The 19,761-nt window shown below is 54.9% G+C and carries 15 protein-coding genes; 14 read left to right on the forward strand and 1 reads right to left on the reverse strand.

The window, feature by feature from the left end; genetic code table 11:
- A complete protein-coding gene (locus GGR27_RS05855) occupies nucleotides 1-3,144 on the reverse strand; it encodes a SusC/RagA family TonB-linked outer membrane protein (protein WP_168036489.1) in 3,144 nt (1,047 codons plus the stop codon).
- A 704-nt stretch (nucleotides 3,145-3,848) separates the two neighbouring features.
- Between GGR27_RS05855 and GGR27_RS05860 the strand changes: the two genes are divergently transcribed.
- From GGR27_RS05860 to GGR27_RS05925, 14 genes are all read left to right on the forward strand, one after another.
- A complete protein-coding gene (locus GGR27_RS05860; RefSeq protein ID WP_168036490.1) occupies nucleotides 3,849-5,519 on the forward strand; it encodes a family 43 glycosylhydrolase in 1,671 nt (556 codons plus the stop codon).
- A 186-nt stretch (nucleotides 5,520-5,705) separates the two neighbouring features.
- Nucleotides 5,706-7,274 carry a cryptochrome/deoxyribodipyrimidine photo-lyase family protein gene (locus GGR27_RS20390; RefSeq protein ID WP_168036491.1) on the forward strand — a complete coding sequence of 523 codons (1,569 nt, stop codon included), beginning with the start codon at nucleotides 5,706-5,708 and terminating at the stop codon, nucleotides 7,272-7,274.
- A 92-nt stretch (nucleotides 7,275-7,366) separates the two neighbouring features.
- Nucleotides 7,367-7,948 (forward strand): glycosyl-4,4'-diaponeurosporenoate acyltransferase CrtO family protein, encoded by a 582-nt coding sequence (locus tag GGR27_RS05870; RefSeq protein ID WP_168036492.1) that lies wholly within the window; start codon nucleotides 7,367-7,369, stop codon nucleotides 7,946-7,948.
- A 458-nt stretch (nucleotides 7,949-8,406) separates the two neighbouring features.
- Complete coding sequence (locus tag GGR27_RS05875; protein ID WP_168036493.1) at nucleotides 8,407-9,927, forward strand: aldehyde dehydrogenase family protein; 1,521 nt, start codon at nucleotides 8,407-8,409, stop codon at nucleotides 9,925-9,927.
- A gap of 59 nt (nucleotides 9,928-9,986) precedes the next feature.
- On the forward strand, nucleotides 9,987-10,322 hold the full coding sequence (locus GGR27_RS05880) for a DUF779 domain-containing protein (protein ID WP_168036494.1): 336 nt from the start codon (nucleotides 9,987-9,989) through the stop codon (nucleotides 10,320-10,322).
- A 344-nt stretch (nucleotides 10,323-10,666) separates the two neighbouring features.
- Nucleotides 10,667-11,659, forward strand: a complete 993-nt coding sequence (locus tag GGR27_RS05885) for a DUF4198 domain-containing protein (RefSeq protein ID WP_168036495.1) — start codon at nucleotides 10,667-10,669, stop codon at nucleotides 11,657-11,659.
- A gap of 33 nt (nucleotides 11,660-11,692) precedes the next feature.
- Complete coding sequence (locus tag GGR27_RS05890; RefSeq protein WP_245184465.1) at nucleotides 11,693-12,331, forward strand: HupE/UreJ family protein; 639 nt, start codon at nucleotides 11,693-11,695, stop codon at nucleotides 12,329-12,331.
- A gap of 308 nt (nucleotides 12,332-12,639) precedes the next feature.
- Nucleotides 12,640-13,593: a metal ABC transporter solute-binding protein, Zn/Mn family gene (locus tag GGR27_RS05895; RefSeq protein ID WP_168036497.1), complete on the forward strand. Its 954-nt coding sequence runs from the start codon at nucleotides 12,640-12,642 to the stop codon at nucleotides 13,591-13,593.
- Nucleotides 13,590-14,345 carry a metal ABC transporter ATP-binding protein gene (locus GGR27_RS05900; protein WP_168036498.1) on the forward strand — a complete coding sequence of 252 codons (756 nt, stop codon included), beginning with the start codon at nucleotides 13,590-13,592 and terminating at the stop codon, nucleotides 14,343-14,345. The genes GGR27_RS05895 and GGR27_RS05900 overlap by 4 nt, the downstream gene beginning before the upstream one ends.
- 90 nt (nucleotides 14,346-14,435) lie before the next feature.
- Nucleotides 14,436-15,548, forward strand: coding sequence for a metal ABC transporter permease (locus GGR27_RS05905; RefSeq protein ID WP_168036499.1), 1,113 nt, complete (start codon nucleotides 14,436-14,438; stop codon nucleotides 15,546-15,548).
- Complete coding sequence (locus tag GGR27_RS05910) at nucleotides 15,545-16,705, forward strand: metal ABC transporter permease (RefSeq protein WP_168036500.1); 1,161 nt, start codon at nucleotides 15,545-15,547, stop codon at nucleotides 16,703-16,705. Before GGR27_RS05905 ends, GGR27_RS05910 begins: the two co-directional genes overlap by 4 nt.
- Before the next feature lie 393 nt (nucleotides 16,706-17,098).
- A complete protein-coding gene (locus GGR27_RS05915) occupies nucleotides 17,099-17,584 on the forward strand; it encodes a nucleoside deaminase (protein ID WP_209037891.1) in 486 nt (161 codons plus the stop codon).
- Nucleotides 17,585-17,714: 130 nt separating this feature from the next.
- Entirely contained in the window at nucleotides 17,715-18,755 is a 1,041-nt protein-coding gene (locus GGR27_RS05920) for an RHS repeat-associated core domain-containing protein (RefSeq protein WP_168036501.1), read from the forward strand.
- Nucleotides 18,756-18,972: 217 nt separating this feature from the next.
- Nucleotides 18,973-19,386 (forward strand): hypothetical protein, encoded by a 414-nt coding sequence (locus GGR27_RS05925; RefSeq protein ID WP_168036502.1) that lies wholly within the window; start codon nucleotides 18,973-18,975, stop codon nucleotides 19,384-19,386.
- Nucleotides 19,387-19,761: the final 375 nt, after the last annotated feature.

Consider the following 19,761-nt stretch of genomic DNA (forward strand, 5'->3'; position numbering starts at 1 on the left):
TTAAAGGTTTACGTTAAGGCCGAAAGTGACGGTCTTAAAGGTAGGCAGCGTCGCTACGTCGATGCTGCGGTAAAGATTACTCTGGCCGAAGGAGTTGACCTCTGGGTCGAAGCCGGTGTAGTTCGTCCAGGTAAACATGTTAACCATGTTCACGTAGATGCGCAGGCCCTGAATGACCTTGAGGTCCCGGAAGTTATACCCGAGCGAAACGTTGCGCAACCGCACGAAACTGCCGTCCTCCACCCAGGAATCCTGGAAATTGTAGGCCCCGGAGATCTGCCCCGGCGCGGCGTACTGCCCGCCCGGGTTCGCAACCGGGTCGAAGTAGTCCAGCGTCGTGGCCAGCACGTTGTTGATCAGGTCCGGGTTTTCGGAGATCCCACGCTGGATGTCAAAAATATCACCACCAAACACACCCTGGAGCTGGATGGCCAAATCGAAGCCCCTGTAGCTGAAGTTGTTGCTCCAACCCAGCGTGAAGTCCGGGTTCGGGTCCCCGATGATGGTTTCGTCGGCCGCGGTAATCTGACCGTCCCCGTTCAAATCTCGGAAGCGTTGGGAACCAACCGTCGCGGTCGACAGGCTAGCGTTAGCGTCGATCTCTTCCTGCGACGTCCAGACGCCCTGCCGCCGGTAACCGTAGAAAACCCCGGGCGTTTCTCCTTCCACCAGCGCGACCCCACTGCCGTCGTACGCCGCCGTGATCCCCGGTGGCCGTAGCCGCAAGATATTTGCCTCCCCCTGGCCGAGGCTGATGAGCCGCGTCTCGTTCGTGGCGAAATTGCCGGACATGTCCCACTTCAGTGCCTTGTTGACGACAATGGCGGAAAATTCTACTTCGAATCCCTCGTTGGAAATTTCGCCCAGGTTGTCGAATTTCAAACCGAAGCCGGAATTGATCGGCACCGGTACTTGCTGCAGTAAGTCGTTGGTGCGCTTGTTGTAGTAGTCCAGGCTAAGCGTGTACCGCCCGGCCGCAAAACCCGCGTCGATACCCAGATTAAACTGATTTGTCGTCTCCCAGCGCAGGTCGGGGTTGCCGATGGAGCCGGGCCGCGCGCCGACCGCCACGCCACCGCCAATGGGGTAGTTGACCGTCGTTAGCAGCGGAATGGTTTGGAGCGAGCTGATGCTCTGGTTACCCGTCACGCCGTAGCTGGCCCGTAACTTCAGTTTGTCGAACACAGCGAGCTGTTGCACGAAATCCTCCTGGTCCAACTTCCAGGCAAATGCGGCGGAGGGGAAGTAGGCCCACCGATTGTTCCGGCCAAACTTCGACGAGCCGTCCGCCCGCCCCGAAAAGGTGAACAGGTACTTGTCGAGCAGCGTGTAGTTGATCCGCCCGAAGTACGAAGAGAGCAGGTCCCGCACCTTAAAGGTCTCGCTGGGAATGGAGGTGCCGGACTGAAAACTCTCGTTCGACAAATCGTCGTTCGGAAAGCCGAAAGCTCCCAGGCTGATCCGCTCCGAAGTCGTCGTCTGGTAAGAATACCCCACCACCGCGCTCACGCCGTGGATCCCGATTTTTTTGTTGTAGCTCGCAAATGTTTCGGTCAGGTAAGACTGTACCTGCGTACTGTTCTTGGCCGCCAAGCCTCCCGTCGAGAAGCCGGTGGAGGTAATCTGAGAATTGTAGTAGGCGTCCCGCAGCAATCGCTTGGAGAACACGGAGGCGCGCGTCTCCACCGACAGGCCTTCGAGTACGGTGGCCTTCAAGGAGATGTTATCCAGAAAGGTATTCGTCCTGAACTTGTTTTTAATACCCTGGGCGGTGGCGACCGGATTGTTGAGTTGAAATTCCAGCGGGCCGGAGTAGTCCACGTTGAGCTCGCCGTTTTCGTTGAAGACGGGTTCCACGGGGATGGTCATCAGCGCCCGTGCCCAGGGGCCGTTCTTGCCGGTGTTGCGGGAGTCTACCACGTTGTCGGAGTCCTCCAGGCTGAAGGTGAAGTTGTTGGTCAGCGTGAGCCAGCTCTTAAGTTTTCCGGTGACGTTGAGGCGCGTGTTAATTCGCTGCAGCCCGGAGTTAATGATGGCACCTTCCTGGTCGAGGTAGCCCACGCTGCCCGCGTAGGTCACGTCGTCCGAGCCGCCCGTGAAGCCGAGGGAGTGGTTCTGGGTGATGCCGGTTTGCAGGACGGCGTCGATCCAGTCCGTGCCTTCCCCCAGGTTCTCCGGTAAGGTGTGGCGGATGATGCGACCGTTAGGGCCTAGCTCGTCGGGCCGGCCGTTGAAGAGGGGTTCCTCGCCGTTGGCCTCGTCGCGTAGGTTCCGCAGCGTGGCGTACTGCGAGGCGTTCAGGTAATCCACGTTTCTGTTCGTCAGCGTGCTAAAGCCCGCGCTGGTACTAAAGGTTAGTTGGCCCTTGCGCTTTTTACCGGTTTTGGTGGTGATGATGATGACGCCGTTGGCCCCGCGCGATCCGTAGATGGCCGTTGCCGAGGCGTCCTTTAATACTTCGATGGAGGCGATGTCGGCGGGGTTAAGCCAGTTGAGCGCCCCGGGCGGGTTATCCTGCGACGAACCGAGCACCGTGTTGGGTTGGCCGAGTACGTCGGCCGCCCCGAACGCCCCGTCGTCGTTGATGATGGGGTAACCATCCACCACGTAAAGCGGTTCGTTGTTGCCGTTTAAGGAATTACCGCCCCGGATCCTGATCGATACGCCCGACCCGACCTGCCCCGACGACTGGGAGATGTTGACCCCCGCCACCCGGCCCGTCAGAATCTGGCCGACCGATACCTGGGGGATTTCGTCGATGCCTTCCGTTTTGACCGAAGCTACGCTGCCCGTCAGGTCGGATTTTCGCATCGTGCCGTAACCGACCACGACGACTTCCTCCAGATCGTTACCCGTGGTCAGGTTGACGTCTATTCTATCCTGATTAAGGACGGGTACTTCCAGGTTGTTGTAACCAATGTAGGAGAACTGTAGCGTGTCGGTGGGGAGGACGTCGATTAAGTAGTTGCCGTCAAAATCCGTCGTCGTGCCCCGGGTGGTGCCCACGACGAGTACGAAAGCCCCCGGTAGCGCACCGTCGTCGCTGTTTACGTTGCCGGCAACGGTGCGTTGCGACCAGAGTGGGGTGGTGGTGCAAAGTAAGGTCAGGGCGCAAACCCAGGCTAGTATGTTGGCGAGTCTCATCTAAGATGAATTTGTTGGGCGGTTTATTAAATGTATTGAAAGATGGTATTTTGACAGTATAATCATCTTTTAATCAATGACAAGTTAGTACAAAGTTGGGGTTACGCGGAAATTTTAGTAATAATGATTAATATTTTTGGGACAGTAGAAGTTCAGTGGTTCCGCACGACCGTTTTGCGCGGTCCCCCGATAGCTATCGGGGGGGCAGGGGCGAGTGGGGCAGAGAAAGATTATTGGCCCAAGCTATGCGCTGTGCAAACAATAATTCGACTAGGTTAATCTACCCCTCCTTTACGAAAGAAGTAAACCACCAGAATCTTGTCTCTCGGGGGGGGGGGGGACGTGCTGGCGATTTCCGGTGCTTATAGATACGGAGAATAATTGCGGAAAACAAGTTGAAACAATATTATCTCGAATACCAATCGATTGTAATGGAAATAAATAATTCAGCTAGCTCCGGTTAAGCGCGTCACCCGCTATATTACGGGCTGGAACTATGTTGCAGTTCCCTACTGATGTTACGCAGATTATTTCGCCACACAGCACGAAGTACTGCGCAGCAAAACACAAAAGCATAAAACCGGTGTACGGCTACGCCGAAGCACCGTTTACTTATTCTTGTGTGTTTTTGTGTTTATGTGGCATGATCCGGTTGCGTAGCGTCAGCTCCTTATTTCGTTCCGTCAATTTTAAAGAAAATCATCATGCGTTTATCGAATTTCGTTTTACTACTTATCCAGCTCACCTGGCTCCTACTCGGCGCTCCGCTTCCGCACCAACCCGGCACCCGCGTCAGCGCCCAGAACCCCCTCATCAGCCAGCGCTACACCGCCGACCCCAGCCCCATCGAGTTTGAGGGCCGGACGTACATCTACGCCTCCCACGATCTCGACGGCCAGCAAGGCTACAAAATGAACGACATCACGTGCATCTCCTCGGCCGACATGGTCAACTGGACGGACCACGGCGAAGTATTTAAAGTGCCGGAAGACCTCGACGGCGACTACGGAAAATTCGCGTGGGCACCGAGCGTGATCTACAGCGATAGTCTCAAGCAGTTCTTTATGTACTACGGCAACGGTAATGCCTGGACGGGTGTCGCAACCAGCGACAACCCCACCGGCCCCTTCACCGACCCGCGGGGCGAACCGATGATTACCAAACCCACGCTGGAGTATTCCACGCCGTGGGTATTCGACCCGACGGCCTTCATCGACGATGACGGCAAAGCATACATCTACCTCGGTGGTGGCCGCCTCAAAGAAGACGGCACCGACGCCGAAAAATTCCTCGGCCGCGCAATGCCCCTGAACGACGACCTGATCTCGGTGGAACCCAAGTCCGACCTGATCGTCGAAGCAAAAGGCCTGTTTGAAGGCGCGTGGATGCACACGCACGTCAACGCCGCCGGCGTGAAGAAATACTATTTTTCCTATTTCCACAACGCCCGCCTCGTTTCTCCGCGGATCGATTATTTGGTTAGTGACAACCCGCTCACCGGTTTCGAATTCAAGGGCACGGTGCTGCGCGATGGCGTCGAATTTAATTCCCGCTCCAACCAACACGCCGGCATCTTCACTTTTCAGGGGCAGGACTACATCGCCTACCACAACCGGGAAGTCGCCCAGCGGCGCGGCGTGGAAGAATGGGGCCGGCAACGGACCGTGAACCTGGCCGAACTTAATTACGCGGATAACGGCGACATCATCCAGGTCGTCCCCACCGGTGGCCCCGTGACGCAGCGGGCGGATCTGGGCCCCTTCGTGCGCGTCGAAGCCGAAACGATGTGGCGCCAGAACTATTTAGCTCCCGACGGCGGCATCGAAACCCTCGTTTCCACCGACGATTCCTCGGGCCGGATGGTCACTTCCGTCAGCGACAGCAATTGGATCGAACTGAGCGGCGTCAACTTCGGTGACTCCGCCAAGGAATTTACCGCCCGCGTGGAGGGCCTAGCCGGCGGCGGCATCGAAATTTATTTAGATAGCCTGAACACCACCGCCGTGGGTAGCGTGGACGTTGCCGCCAACGGCGGCTGGAGCGACGTGGTTGGCGAAGTCGCGAATGTTTCCGGCAAGCACAACGTAATCTTATTGTTCCGTGGCGGCGAAGGAGACTTATTTAATTTCGATTGGTGGCGTTTCACTAAGAATAGTACTTCTACGAATTCTCCTAATCGGACGGGACTAAAAGTGAGCCCTAATCCTTCCAGCAGCGGTGTGTTCTATCTGAGCGAGACCGTAGATTTCTCAGTATTCGACGCTGGTGGCCGCCTGGTGACGGAGGGCCGGGGCGACCGAGTCGATTTGTCTGCTTCCGTAAAGGGCACTTACGTGCTGAAGGCGGCGGATGCAACGTTTAAGTTGGTGCGGTAGTGAGTGATTAATCCTGTTGACCAGGTTGGCCTTTTTCTACCACAAAGTACACAAAGAGCACAGAGCAGTAACGCGCTTTGTGCTCTTCGTGTACTTTGTGGTAAAAAAGGTGCCGCGGGAGGTCAGTCAAGCAACAGGTTAGTAAAGCGTGTAAACCCTAGCGCCGCCACACCGTTCCTACCGGGCGTGGAAAAACCAATCATCAACATCGTCTGGCTCAAGCGGGATTTGCGGACGCGCGATCACGCGCCCCTGGCGGCGGCCGTCGCGGCGGGTTTGCCCTTCGTCATGCTGTATTGTTTCGAGCCGTCGATCATGGCCTCGCCGAAGCAATCGCCGCGGCACTGGCGCTTCGTGGCGCAGTCGCTGGAGGATTTGCGCGGTCGCGGCTGGCCGGTCGTTTCCTGGTGGGGGGAAGTCACGGAGGCACTGGAGGCAATTAATTTAAATAATAAAATAAATACTATTTATTGCCACCAGGAGACGGGGCACAAGCTGACGTTCGACCGCGATAAAATAGTATTTAATTATTGCCGGGACCGAAGTATTGATGTGATTGAATCCGTGCAGGACGCCGCCATTCGGGGCCGCAAACATCGTAATGGATTTGGCGAACACGTAGACGATTTTTTGGCGCGGCCGCCGGTGCCGGGCGTGGACGATAAGAGCCAGGTTTTTGGGAATGAAACCCTCATGTTACCGACCGCCGTGGTTAGTGATGGATTCACGACCGACTTTACTCAGGCACAAACGGAAATAGCCGTATCCCCAACCAAACCGGGCTACTACGAACCGATCTACGTTACGGACACCAACTTTCAACCCGGCGGGGAAACGAACGCCTGGCGCTACCTCCGATCCTTTACCGCCGAGCGGGGGAAATGGTACGCGTACAAACTGGGCAGCCCGACCCTGAGCCGGACGAGCTGTAGTCGGATGAGTACGTACCTGGCTTACGGGTGCGTGTCCGTCCGGCAAGTGTTCCAGTGGGCGAAGCGGGTCGCTACGGAGCACCCAGCGTGGGCCTACGACCTCAAGATGTTTCGCGAGCGGCTCTGGTGGCGGGCGCACTATTTCCAGAAACTCGAGGCGGAGTGGCAGATCGAGGGCCGGCCCATCAACCTTGCTTTCTTGGAGTTACACCGCACCAGCGACCACGCCCTCCTGGACGCCTTCAAGAACGCCCGCACCGGCTTCCCGATCATCGACGCGAACATTCGTTGCCTGAAGGCGACGGGCTGGATCAACTTCCGTTCGCGCGCCATGCTCGTTACCTTTGCGACCTTTGTTTGTTGGCTCGATTGGCGGCCGATCGCCACCTTCCTCGGTAGCCTTTTTCTGGATTACGAACCGGGCATCCATTATGGGCAATTTCAAATGCAGGCCGGCCTGACGGGTTACCACCCGCCGCGTAATTATAATCCTTATACGCAAGGCGATAAATACGATGCGGACGGCGCGTTCGTCCACCAATGGATACCGGAGCTGAGAACCATCCCCGCGCCTTTTTGTCATTACCCCTACCGCATGACGGCGATGGAGCAGTCGATGTACGGATTGAATGATTTAAATTATCCCGCTCCAGTAGTAGATTACTCGGCGAATTCGAAAGTCAATATGGATCGGTACTGGGAGATAAGGCACTCCGAGGCAGCGCAGGGGAATTTGGTGGGCATCTGGTTGAAGCACGTGCTGCCGGAAAGCCGGGCGGAATACATGCGCGGCGTGGACCCTAGCCCGCGGCGAGATGTTTGAGCGTGTATCTCACACTTTTGTGCTTTGCTTCGCTGAAGATCAATCGGTGCGGATGCTAAGGCACCGTTCGTTAACTTGACCGACAAAAAGAAATGATCGTCAAGAAAACACTGCTGTCGCTAGCGTCGATTTTCCTGATCTACCAGTCGTACCAAATGGCTACGGGGATCGACGGCAGCCTCGACGTGCCGTGGTGGTTGCACGTTTTGTTAGCGGTGATGATTAATCTGTTCGTCACCGGGGTGTTTGCTTTCGCGGGGTTTGCTTTCTCCACACAAAAGTTACTTCCGGAGGCCTATTACCGGGTGCGCAAGCCGAGGACGCTTAAGAAAGTTTATCGAGCCCTGTCCGTCGACAAATTCAGGAAAGCGCTGCTCGCCACGTTTTGGCGTAGTCCGCAACAGCGTGGCAAATATTTTGATGGGACTAAGGCAGGGGTGGAGAATTTAGACCGGCAATCGAGAAAGTCTGAATTTGGCCACTTGCTACCGCTGGCGTTTATTACCCTGATTAGTATTCGCCTAATTATCGTCGGCGCGTTTGCGGTTGGGATTTTTGCTTTATTAATTAATGTGGTGTTTAATCTGTACCCCATCATCCTACAGCGGCACCACCGGATGCGGATTCAGGTTTATCGGAGGCGGTATTTGGATGGGAAAACTTTTGATCTTTAAATAGCGAAGTCACCACGTGCTCTAGGTACTGGTGTTACGTATAATTTTTAGCCACAAAAGCACAAAAACACAGAAAGGCCTTTTTCGGCATACTACTGGACACTTTCCCCAGACGCTTGGAGGACCTCAATAATTACGCCTTCGGCTTCACGGCAGAGGACGCTCCAAGGTCCTCAAATAGGTTTTTGGAACCTTGGAGCGTCTCGAAACTAAAGCGTAGCGAAGGGTTTCGAGTCCTCCAAGCGTCCGATTTGAAAATGTCCAGTAGTGTGCTTTTTCGGATAAACTGAAACACTTTCTACTTACGCTATTGTCTTCCTGTAGCAAAAATATAGTTGCACAAGTCCGATTATTAAATCAATGCGTTAGTTATTTGGAATAATGACCGTCATGACCTATATTCCCTTATTGTAATTGTAGCGTAATTCGCTGCACCCAAATCTTTAAAACTAATTTTCATGAGTACCGCCACCACCAGCGCGCCAACCCTAACCAAACCTAAATTCAAAGCCCAGTACGAAAATTACATTGGCGGCGAATGGACCCCACCCGCTGACGGCGAATACTTCGACAACGTTTCCCCCGTCGACGGGAATTCTTTCACCCGCATCCCCCGCTCTAAGAAAGCGGACGTGGACAAAGCCGTTGCCGCCGCCTGGAAGGCCGCCGACCACTGGAACAACACCTCGGCCACCGAACGCAGCAATATGCTCCTCAAGATCGCGCAAGTGATGGAGGGCAACCTCGAAACCCTCGCCCGCGCCGAAACCTGGGATAACGGTAAGTCCATCCGCGAGAGCATGGCCGCCGATCTGCCACTGGCCGTAGACCACTTTCGCTACTTCGCCGGTTGCATCCGCGCAGAAGAAGGGGGCGTGAGCGAGCTCAACAGTAGCACCGTTTCGATGAACGTCTGGGAACCGCTCGGCGTCGTCGGGCAGATCATCCCCTGGAACTTCCCCATCCTGATGGCTACCTGGAAAATCGCCCCGGCCCTGGCCGCCGGTAACTGCATCGTGCTGAAGCCCGCCGAGCAAACCCCCGTCGGCATCTTGATCCTGATGGAAATGATCAGCGACATCCTGCCCGCCGGCGTACTCAACATCGTCAATGGCTTCGGCGTCGAGACCGGTAAACCGCTGGCCAGCCACCCGGACATCTGCAAAGTAGCTTTCACGGGCGAGACGACCACCGGTCAGCTCATCATGCAGTACGCGAGCAAAAACATCATCCCCGTCACGATGGAGCTCGGTGGCAAGAGCCCGAACATCTTCATGAAGTCCGTCATGGACGCCGACGATGATTTCTTCGACAAGTGCCTCGAAGGTGCCACTATGTTTGCCCTCAACCAGGGGGAGGTTTGCACGTGCCCGAGCCGCATTCTCGTTGACGAATCCATCTACGACAAGTTCGTCGAACGGTTTATCGAACGCGTCGAAGCCATCAAAATGGGTCACCCCCTCGATCCCGCAACCATGATGGGCGCGCAAGCCAGTAACGATCAGTACGAGAAGATTCTTAGGTACATCGAGATCGGTAAGGAAGAAGGTTGCGAAGTTCTCACCGGCGGCGAACCCGCTTACGTCGAAGAACTCAAAGGAGGCTACTACATCAAACCAACCGTGCTGAAGGGTAACAACAAAATGCGGGTGTTCCAGGAAGAGATCTTCGGCCCCGTCGTCTGCATCACCACCTTCAAGGACGAAGCCGAAGCGATTGAAATCGCCAACGACACCTTATACGGCCTCGGTGCCGGATTGTGGACGCGTGATATGCACGAAGCTTACGGCATCGCCCGCAAGGTGCAGGCCGGTCGCGTCTGGGTCAATTGCTACCACGACTACCCCGCCCACGCGCCCTTCGGCGGCTACAAGAAATCCGGATTCGGCCGCGAGAACCATAAGATGATGTTGGATCATTACCGGCAGACTAAGAATATGTTGATTTCTTATTCTAAGGAGAAGCTGGGATTCTTTTAGGGGAGGAAAGAAGATAGAGTGAAGACTATAGACCCCAGACCCCAGACCGCAGACCAATAATGTCCAAAGTAACCATTACCGATTCCGCCAGAAAAGTCATCGACACCCTCCGCACCGAGCACGGTCCACTAATGTTTCACCAGAGCGGCGGTTGCTGCGACGGCTCCGCGCCCATGTGTTTTCCGGACGGTGAGTTCTTCATCGACGATAATGATGAATTACTCGGTGAGGTGCATGGATGTAAATACTACATGTCGAAATTCCAGTACGAATATTGGAAGCACACGCACCTGACGCTGGACGTAACGACGGGGCGGGGGGCTGGGTTTTCGGCCGAAGCACCGCTGGGCGTCCGGTTCATCGTGGCCTCGCGCTTGCTGGTGGCGTCGGATTAATCTGCATAATCTTAATCGATATAAGGACTCGTTGCTCTGCGGCGGGTCCTTTCTTTTTTAGCTTCGCTGGTGCCTGCGGCGGTGGGCGCGGACGCGGGTGCCAGCATGTACGGAAAAAGCAGGGGAGCTCGGTCTTCAGTCGTGCGGATTACCCAATCGACTTTGCTCCTTTAGAATAATCCGGGCACCCGCGACCGCGCCCTCTCGCCCCCAATTATTACGCTTGGCCCGCAGAAAGGACTGGATCAGTTATTCAGCGAAAGGCAACTTACCTTTAGCTCGGTCCAAACCCTTCCGGCTCCGCCTGCGTAAGTGAGTTTTTCGGCCTCCCCCAACGTTTACCCATGAAAAAATTCATCTTCGGCCTCGTAGCCCTGGTCGCCCTTTCCAGCCACGACATGTTCCTCCGGCTGGACACCTATTTTCTGGCCCCGGACACCGCCGCCACCATTCTCCTCTACAACGGAACTTTCGACCGCAGCGACAACACCATCGATCGCAACCGGATGCAGGACGTGAGCCTCGTCGGCAACGGACAACGGATGCCCGTCGACACCGCCGCCTGGACCGAGCGCGACAGCACGACCGTGCTGCACATCACCACCGGCGTGGCGGGTACTTACGTGGCCGGCGTCTCTACCCGCCCGCGCAACATTGCCATGGCCGCTGAAGCATTCAACAATTACCTGGAGCACGACGGCGTCGTCGATATGCTCGCCACCCGCCGGCAAAACGGTGACCTGGGCAAGGATGCGGTGGAGCAATACAGCAAGCACGTAAAGACCATCTTTCAGGTCGGCGAGCGCCGCACCGACGACTGGGTGACGCCGCTCGATTACCCCATTGAATTCATCCCGCGCTCTAACCCTTACGACCTGCAATCGGGGGATTCCCTCGTGGTTCTGCTCCGATACCGGGGCGAACCCCTGGCCGACCAGCTCGTGCTCGTCGGTAGCGACCACGCGCACGCCCACGGTAACGATCATGATCACTCCCATAGCGAGGAAGGCGAAGACCACCAACACACCGGCACCGGAATGCGCACGGCCGACGACGGCACCCTCACCGTCCCGATCACCAGTGACGGCACCTGGCACCTGCGGACTATTTATATGACCGAAGCGGCTGAGGAGGACCTCACCCACGAATCTAACTGGGCAACGCTGACCTTCGCTGTCGACCACGGCCAATCCCACGACCACGCCGTCGGGGCCAATCACGATCACGATCACAGCCACGAAGAAGCGCACGATTCCGGGCTACCTACTTTCGTGTACGTGCTGGGGAGTCTGCTACTCGTCGGGACACTATTTTTCTTCTTCAACCGCAAGTCGTAAATCCGGATGGGTCGCTTTTTTACATTACTTGCTTTGCTGCTGCCCCTGAACTTGTTCGCCCACGGTGTTAGCGCCGGTGACCAGGCAACGCTGTCCGAAGGCGGGCTATTTGCCTACCTCTTCGTCGGGGCAAAACACATGGTGACCGGCTACGACCACCTGCTTTTCCTGGTGGGCGTAATCTTTTACCTGAGCGGGCTGCGGGACATCGTCCGTTTCGTCACGGTTTTCACCATCGGGCACAGCATCACGCTGATCGGGGCGACTTACCTGGGCGTGCGGGCGGACGAGCACCTGATTGATGCGGTCATTGCGCTGAGCGTGCTCTACAAGGGGTTCGAAAATTTGGGGGGCTTCAAAAAGCTATTCGGGGTGACGTCGCCGGACTTGCTCCTGATGGTTTTCTTGTTCGGTCTAATTCACGGTTTCGGCCTGTCGACGCGCTTGCAGTCGTTCGACCTCGGCGGTGGTGGCTTCCTGGCTAAGATCGTCAGCTTCAACGTCGGGGTGGAGTTGGGGCAGGTGGCGGCGTTGATCCCGATCGTGTTTTTGATCACTTATTTACGGGAGGATGAGCGGTACGCTGCTTTCTACAAGGCGGTGAATGTTTACTTGATTTTGGCGGGGGTGGGCTTGTTCGTTTACCAGTTAAATGGGTATTTCGGGGGCTAGTCGCCGGCCCCCCGCTAGATATTCCGTGCGGGCTCTGACTAATTCTGAGGGTGCCATTTCACTCAGCGTGTCGTTCCATTCTTTTCGTTTGGGGTGAGCGGTGATTGGCGCCCCGATGGCTATTGGGGCGGGTGCCAGATAGCTACGGGGAGTGAATCGTAAAGTGGACGTGCGCCGACCTGCCACCAAGCCGGTGGTCTGACGATTTACCTGGAACAGTTGACCGCGCTCCAGTATTCAAAATCCGGAAGTTTTAGCGATCTTTGTTCTAAGTTAGTCGTTTCTAACTTCGTCAATAAAGAACGCTAATGAAAGTCAGTACTCGAATCTTTGTTTCCCCGCTCCGGCTGCTGAGCGGCGTACTCCTGGCCTGCGGTCTCGTGCTGACGGTAGCCTGCGAAAACGGTGCGGCCGGCGCGGCGGACGGCAGACTAAAGATCGTCACCACCACCACCATGATCACCGATTTGGTCAAAAACATCGGTGGCGACTCGGTTAGCGTGCAGGGGCTCATGGGTAGCGGCGTCGACCCGCACCTCTACAAAGCAAGCGAGGGCGACGTAACGAAGCTCACGAGCGCGGACGTCGTCTTCTACAGCGGGCTTCACCTGGAAGGAAAGCTGGTCGATGTCTTCGAGAAAATGGGCCGTACTACGAACACTATTGCCCTGGCCGAAGCGCTGAATAAGGATGGCCTCATCGGCTCGGAGTACTTCGCCAGTAATTACGACCCCCACATCTGGTTCAACATCGAATACTGGAAGCAACTCACGGCTTACCTGACCGAGCAACTGAGTGAGCTCGATCCGCAGCACGCCGACTTTTTCCGCGCCAATGAAGTAGCCTACCTACGGAAGCTGGACGCGCTGGAAACGGACGTGCGCGCAACAATTACTACCCTGCCCGCGGAGAAGCGGGTTTTGGTCACCGCCCACGATGCCTTCAACTACTTCGGCCAGGAATACGGGTTCGAGGTCGTGGGCCTCCAGGGCCTCAGCACGGCCACCGAAGCCGGCGTGCAGGACGTGCAAAAACTGGCCCGGCTCATCATCGATAAGCAAGTAAAGGCCATTTTTGTGGAAACCAGCGTGCCCCGCCGAACCATTGAAGCGCTCCAGCAGGCGGTGAAAGCCGACGGGTTCGACGTAGCGATCGGCGGTACGCTCTACTCCGACGCGCTCGGCAGCGCCGGCACCGACGAGGGGACTTACCTCGGGATGTTCACCCACAACGTCAACACCATCGTCAACGCGCTCAAGTGAACAACCCCGCACCCAGTACCCGGCCCCCGGCCATCCAGATCGACGACCTCACCGTAGCCTACAACTACAAACCGGTACTGTGGGACATCGACCTTACCATCCCCGAAGGCGTCCTGATGGCCATCGTCGGCCCCAATGGCGCCGGTAAGTCGACGCTGATTAAGTCCATCCTCGGTATCATTAAGCCCATCGCGGGCAGCGTCCAGGTATTCGGTAAGCCGTACAAAAAGCAGGTCGATAAAGTCGCCTACGTGCCCCAGAAGGGTAGCGTGGACTGGGATTTTCCCACCGTAGCCCTCGACGTCGTGATGATGGGGACTTACGGCGGCCTCGGCTGGATCAAGCGACCCGGGCAGAAGGAAAAAAAGCGTGCCCTCGAGGCGCTCGAAAAGGTGGGGATGCTTTCGTTCCGCGACCGCCAGATCAGCCAACTCAGCGGGGGGCAGCAGCAACGCATTTTCCTGGCCCGTGCTCTCGTGCAGGACGCCGCTATCTACCTGATGGATGAACCCTTTCAGGGCGTCGACGCTACCACCGAGCGCGCCATCGTCAACATTCTGAAGGAGCTCCGCCAGTCCGGCAAGACGCTCGTCGTCGTGCACCACGATCTCCAGACCGTTCCGGAGTACTTCGACTGGGTCACCTTCCTCAACGTCAAAAGCATTGCTTCCGGGCCCATCAGGGATATTTTTAACGACGATAATCTCACCAAAACGTACGGCATCAACTACAAAGTAGCGACCAAGGGGTAGGTACCGAACACTAGGTGGTGATCAGATACCGATCATCGGTACTGAATACCCGCAGAACACCCCTCACTAAAAACCAGATTCTCAGTTCGCATGGAGCTCTCCGACTTTTTCACCAACTACACCCTCCGCACCATCACCCTGGGCACGGCCATCCTCGGGGCGATCTGTGGGATGTTGGGCAGCTTTGCGGTGCTGCGCAAGCAGAGTTTGCTGGGCGACGCGATCTCTCACGCGGCACTGCCGGGCATCGCTCTGGCCTTCCTCTTCACGGGAGTGAAGAAACAGGAAATACTGCTCCTGGGGGCACTCGTGAGCGGACTGGTGGGCGCGTTCTGGATACGGAGCATCGTGAAACATACCCGGCTGAAGAGTGATACGGCCCTCGGGCTAATTCTTTCGCTCTTCTTCGGGTTCGGGATGTTGCTGCTTACCTACATCCAAAAATTACCCAACGCTAACCAAGCGGGGCTGGATAAGTACCTGTTCGGCCAGGCCGCCACGCTGGTAGAATCCGACGTGTGGCTGATGGCCGGGGCGACGGGGGTGAGCCTGTTGGTGTTACTATTGTTTTGGAAAGAACTGAAGTTGCTGCTTTTCGACGCGGATTACACCCAGACGCTGGGGTTTAACACCCGCTTCCTCGATATCCTGATCACTAGTTTTATCGTGATCGCGATCGTGCTGGGGCTACAGACCGTCGGGGTCGTACTGATGAGCGCCATGCTGCTGGCCCCCGCCGCGGCCGCCCGTCAGTGGACCAACAAACTGAGCACGATGATTTTTCTCGCCTCCGTCTTCGGCGCGCTGGCCGGGGTGTTCGGGACGGCCATCAGTGCGAGCTACGATAACCTTTCCACCGGGCCGGTAATCGTGCTGGTAGCGGCGGTGATCGTGCTGGTGTCCTTCGTCTTCTCACCGGAGCGCGGGCTGCTCTTTCGGGAAATTCGCTTTCGCCGCAACCGCAAGGACCTGAACCGCAAGAAGACCCTCACTTTCATGTACCACATCGCGAGCGACCATGCGGACATTTCCCACCCCCACGCTATTCGCATCCTGAACAACTTCCAGGGGTACACGCGCAAGACCCTTAACCAGTTGGCGGAGCGGGAGCTGATCCGCATCGAAGGCGATCAGTGGGCCATGACGCCGAAGGGATATGAGGAGGCAGCTACTTTGTACGATCAAACCCCCGACCCGGTATGAGCGGTACCCAAATTGAAATTCAGCTAATCGCCGCCCTGGTGGCCGTGGCCTGTGCCATCCCCGGTACCTTCCTCGTGCTGCGTAAAATGGCCATGATCAGTGATGCCATTAGTCACTCGATCCTGCCGGGCATCGTGCTGGGATTCTTCCTTACCCAGGATCTTAATTCGCCGTTGCTCATCCTGCTGGCCGCACTGACCGGGGTGATCACCGTCATTCTGGTCGAGGCCATCCAGCGGACCGGCTTGGTGAAGGAAGATACCGCCATTGGCCTCGTTTTTCCGGCCCTGTTCAGCATCGGTGTGATCCTGATTGCCCGAAACGCCAACGACGTCCACCTCGACATCGACGCGGTGCTGCTGGGGGAACTGGCCTTTGCGCCCTTCGACCGACTGTTGGTGGGCGGTAGCGACTGGGGCCCGAAATCCTTGTGGGTAATCGGTACCATCCTGACGGTGACGCTGACGTTGCTGCTGCTGTTCTTTAAGGAGCTTAAACTGAGCACCTTCGACGCAGGGCTGGCGGCTACGCTGGGGTTCAGCCCACTCATCCTGCACTACGGCCTGATGACCGTCTCGTCGGTGACGGTGGTGGGTGCCTTCGACGCGGTGGGGGCCGTGCTAGTCGTTGCCCTCATCATTGCACCCGCGGCCACGGCTTACTTGCTGACCGACGACCTGCGGAAGATGCTCCTGCTGAGCTGCGGCTTCGGCGTGTTTGCGGCCATCGCGGGCTACTGGCTGGCCAATTTGCTGGATGCGTCCATCGCCGGTTCGATGTCTACGGTGCTGGGGCTGCTCTTTTTTGTAGTCTATTTATTCGCACCGGGGCAGGGAGTACTTTCTTCCTTGTTCCGGGAGCGGCGGCAGCGGCTGGAGGTAAGTCTGTTGGTGTTTTTGCTCCACTTACAGAACCACCAGGAAAAACGCGAACGCCACGTCAACCACCTGCGGGAGCACATCAACTGGCAGGAAGTGCGCTCGCGCCGGGTGCTGGACCTGGCCCGGAAGAACAACCTTATTACCATTGTCGACGACGTCGTCGACCTCACCCCCAAGGGGCAGCAGTTCACGGATGAGGCCCTGAGTTACATCACTACCAATAAGGAGACGGCGATTGAGGAGTTGAAGGAGCGGTTCTTTTTGTTTCGGGGTTGAGGAGGAATTAGTGCTGCTTCTCCTATCTAATTACGGGCGACGCGTTTTAAAAGCTGACGTTACGCAGATTTTTTTGGCCACAAAAACACAAAAGCACAGAAAAGCTGTGTTCGGCTACTCTAATACACCTCTTACTTTTTTTTGTGCTTTTGTGGAAAAATCCGATAGCGAGAGGTCAACTAAATATTAGGTGAGCTGCTAAATTCTGCCACTCCTTGACGCACGGGTTGGTGAATTTCAAAAAGCTCTAAATTACGTGAAGATTAGCTCTCTTTACGAAGCGACTACTTCGCTACCGATTAGGTTTTTGCCACTTCAAGGACGTAATGGCTCAAACAGAAATTTCAAAGCGATGAATTCAATTGTCGATTCACCTCGAAACAAACAGAAAAAATGGATAAGCTAACTGGTAAAGATTTGCAGCATTTACAACGCTGCGTAGAACTAGCAAAAGAAGCACTCTCCGCGGGTAATCAGCCTTTTGGCTCAGTGCTTGTTTCAGCTGACGGGCAGGTCTTGTTCGAAGGCCGGAATGAAGTGGTGACGGCCGACGACCAAACCCGACACCCCGAGTTTGAGATCACCCGCTGGGCGGCAGCGAACATGATACCCGAAGAACGTGAAGTAGCGACGGTCTATACCTCCGGCGAACACTGCGCCATGTGCGCCGCAGCGCACGGTTGGGTAGGATTGGGACGCATTATCTACGCGAGTTCTACGAAACAATTGACATCTTGGCTAACGAAATTAGGTGTTCCCAAGCCTCCGGTACGGCCGCTATCTATTCAGGAGGTGGTTCCCGGGATCGAGGTCATCGGTCCCGTTCCCGAACTCGCGGAGCAAGTGCGCGAGTTGCACGTTCGTTTTTATGCATCTTGAAATAAAGAATGTTGCGATTGATTAGCTGTAATCATGAATGGGCGCTACCTTTTCTTTTGTTGTATCTCCTTGTGCGCATTGGGTAGGATACTCACTATACCTACGACAGAAACCGTAACTCAGAATAACCATGAGCAAAGGAATAACCGGCAATGGAATAACCTACAATCACCTAAACTTACCTTCCCGCATTCCTTATGCGAATGGTAAGGTATTATCCATAATCTACGATGCCAATGGCCGTAAACTACAACAAACCACGAGTGGCGGAAATAGTGTTGGGAACCACACCAAAGACTACATCAACGGAATAGAATACCGAGACGGAAGTTTAGAAGCTATTTATCATGAAGGGGGTAGAATCACCCCTAAAGCGGGAAGTGGGTGGCAGTATGAGTATTCGATACGTGACCACCTAGGAAATACCCGACTGACTTTTGCGGACCTCAACAATAATGGTATTGTGGACGTTACTGCAAATGATGCTACTAATGAAATTCTTCAGGAGAATCATTATACGCCATTTGGGTTGGCGCAGGAGTATGATTGGATGAGTGGGGGGAAGGGAAATGATTACCGGTATAATGGGATGGAAAGAAATGAGGAGCTGGGGCTGGACTTGGCTTTCTATCGAGCTTACGATCCAACCATTGGAAGGTGGCTACAAGTAGACCCGAAAGCGGAATCTTTTGCGAATTTGTCGCCCTATAATGGGATGGGTAATAATCCCATTTCCATTATTGATCCGCTGGGCGATAGCTTGATAGTATTAAGTGCACCCGAACAGGTAATGGGTTTAGGTCACGCCGCCGTTTTAATTGGGGGTGGTGATAGATGGACACTGTACTCTGATAATGGAACTCTCGCTTCATCGGGTACCTCTGGTCCGTCGGATAAGCATCCCCAGAAAGGGGATGAATATGGCAGTTTAGAAGAATTTGCGAATGACCCAAGAAACCAAACTGAAGATGGCGAACAAATCTATACGGAAGGCTACCAATTAGCTGCCGACGAGAAAACAGATGATGTTATGCGGGAGGCTGCAAGCGAATCAGTAACGCAAGATTACGATGTGAGCGAAAATAGTTGTATTGATGTTTGCTCAGATGCCCTCAGGGCTGGCGGCTTTAATCCTGGAACTCCTAAACCCAGAAAAGTCATCAGTTCATAAATGGGAGTGTATTTACGAGCTTAATTAGAAAGGGAATGAGTTCTATTCCAAACAAACGTTACGAAGAAATAAAGAAGCAGAATCCTCAAGGAAAGGTTGTCCCCGCCAGTGCATTAGCTCCAAGATGATAGTTATGAAGAACGTAATACTCTTAGCTGTACTAATTTTTACTATATCATGTGGTCCTCGTGAAGGGTCTCCTGGATTAAGTAGCGATATGGAAGACGCGAAAGCTAAGGGAGTTTATATAGCAGAATATGAAGTCCTGGGAGGTGCTATAATTGTTGACAATCAAAAATATGATGTCCGAAAGACTTGGGTTGAGCATGCATGGAGATATAGCTCGAAGGGTGACCAAGGAATATCGATTATACCTGAATATTACAACCTACAAGTTGATTTTGTAGCATCTGAAATTTTAGACAGGTACAAGAAGGACTGGACGGTTGGAGTTGAAACCAGTCTATTATTTAATAAAAGCGGCCCACATTCTATATATGCTTTTATTCAGTCTCATGTACCGGACACCGTAGTAGTGCCCATTCAAGAAGGAATCGAACTCACTTCCGCTAATCAAACGATTATAGGAGAAGTAACTTTTGTGAGAACCCCGGCAAGTTCTACAAAATAAATACATGATTAGGCGACCACAAACTGCCCCCGAATATCATTTTTAAGCAGAAACGCATCGAGCAGCTCCTTAACGATCATCTTTTGATCGCTGGGGAGTTGTTCTACTTTATGGAACTGGTTGAGTAAATCGGCATTCTGCTAGAGAGAGTACGCGTGCCTGAACCTCGCATCCCGCACCAACGCATCAATCGTCCGTGTAATCAGATCCTTCTCGCTATCGGGTAATCCCTGAATCGACTGCACCCGCTTGACTTCTTCCTCACCAATATCGGCTTCGACATTATCGGAAAGGTAATCAAGCGAAACCCCCATGGCTTTGGCAATCTTGGCGGCTACGTCAATCGACGGTTTGGCCTGGTCGCATTCATAGCGG

Source organism: Neolewinella antarctica, assembly GCF_011927835.1.
Classification (GTDB): domain Bacteria; phylum Bacteroidota; class Bacteroidia; order Chitinophagales; family Saprospiraceae; genus Neolewinella; species Neolewinella antarctica.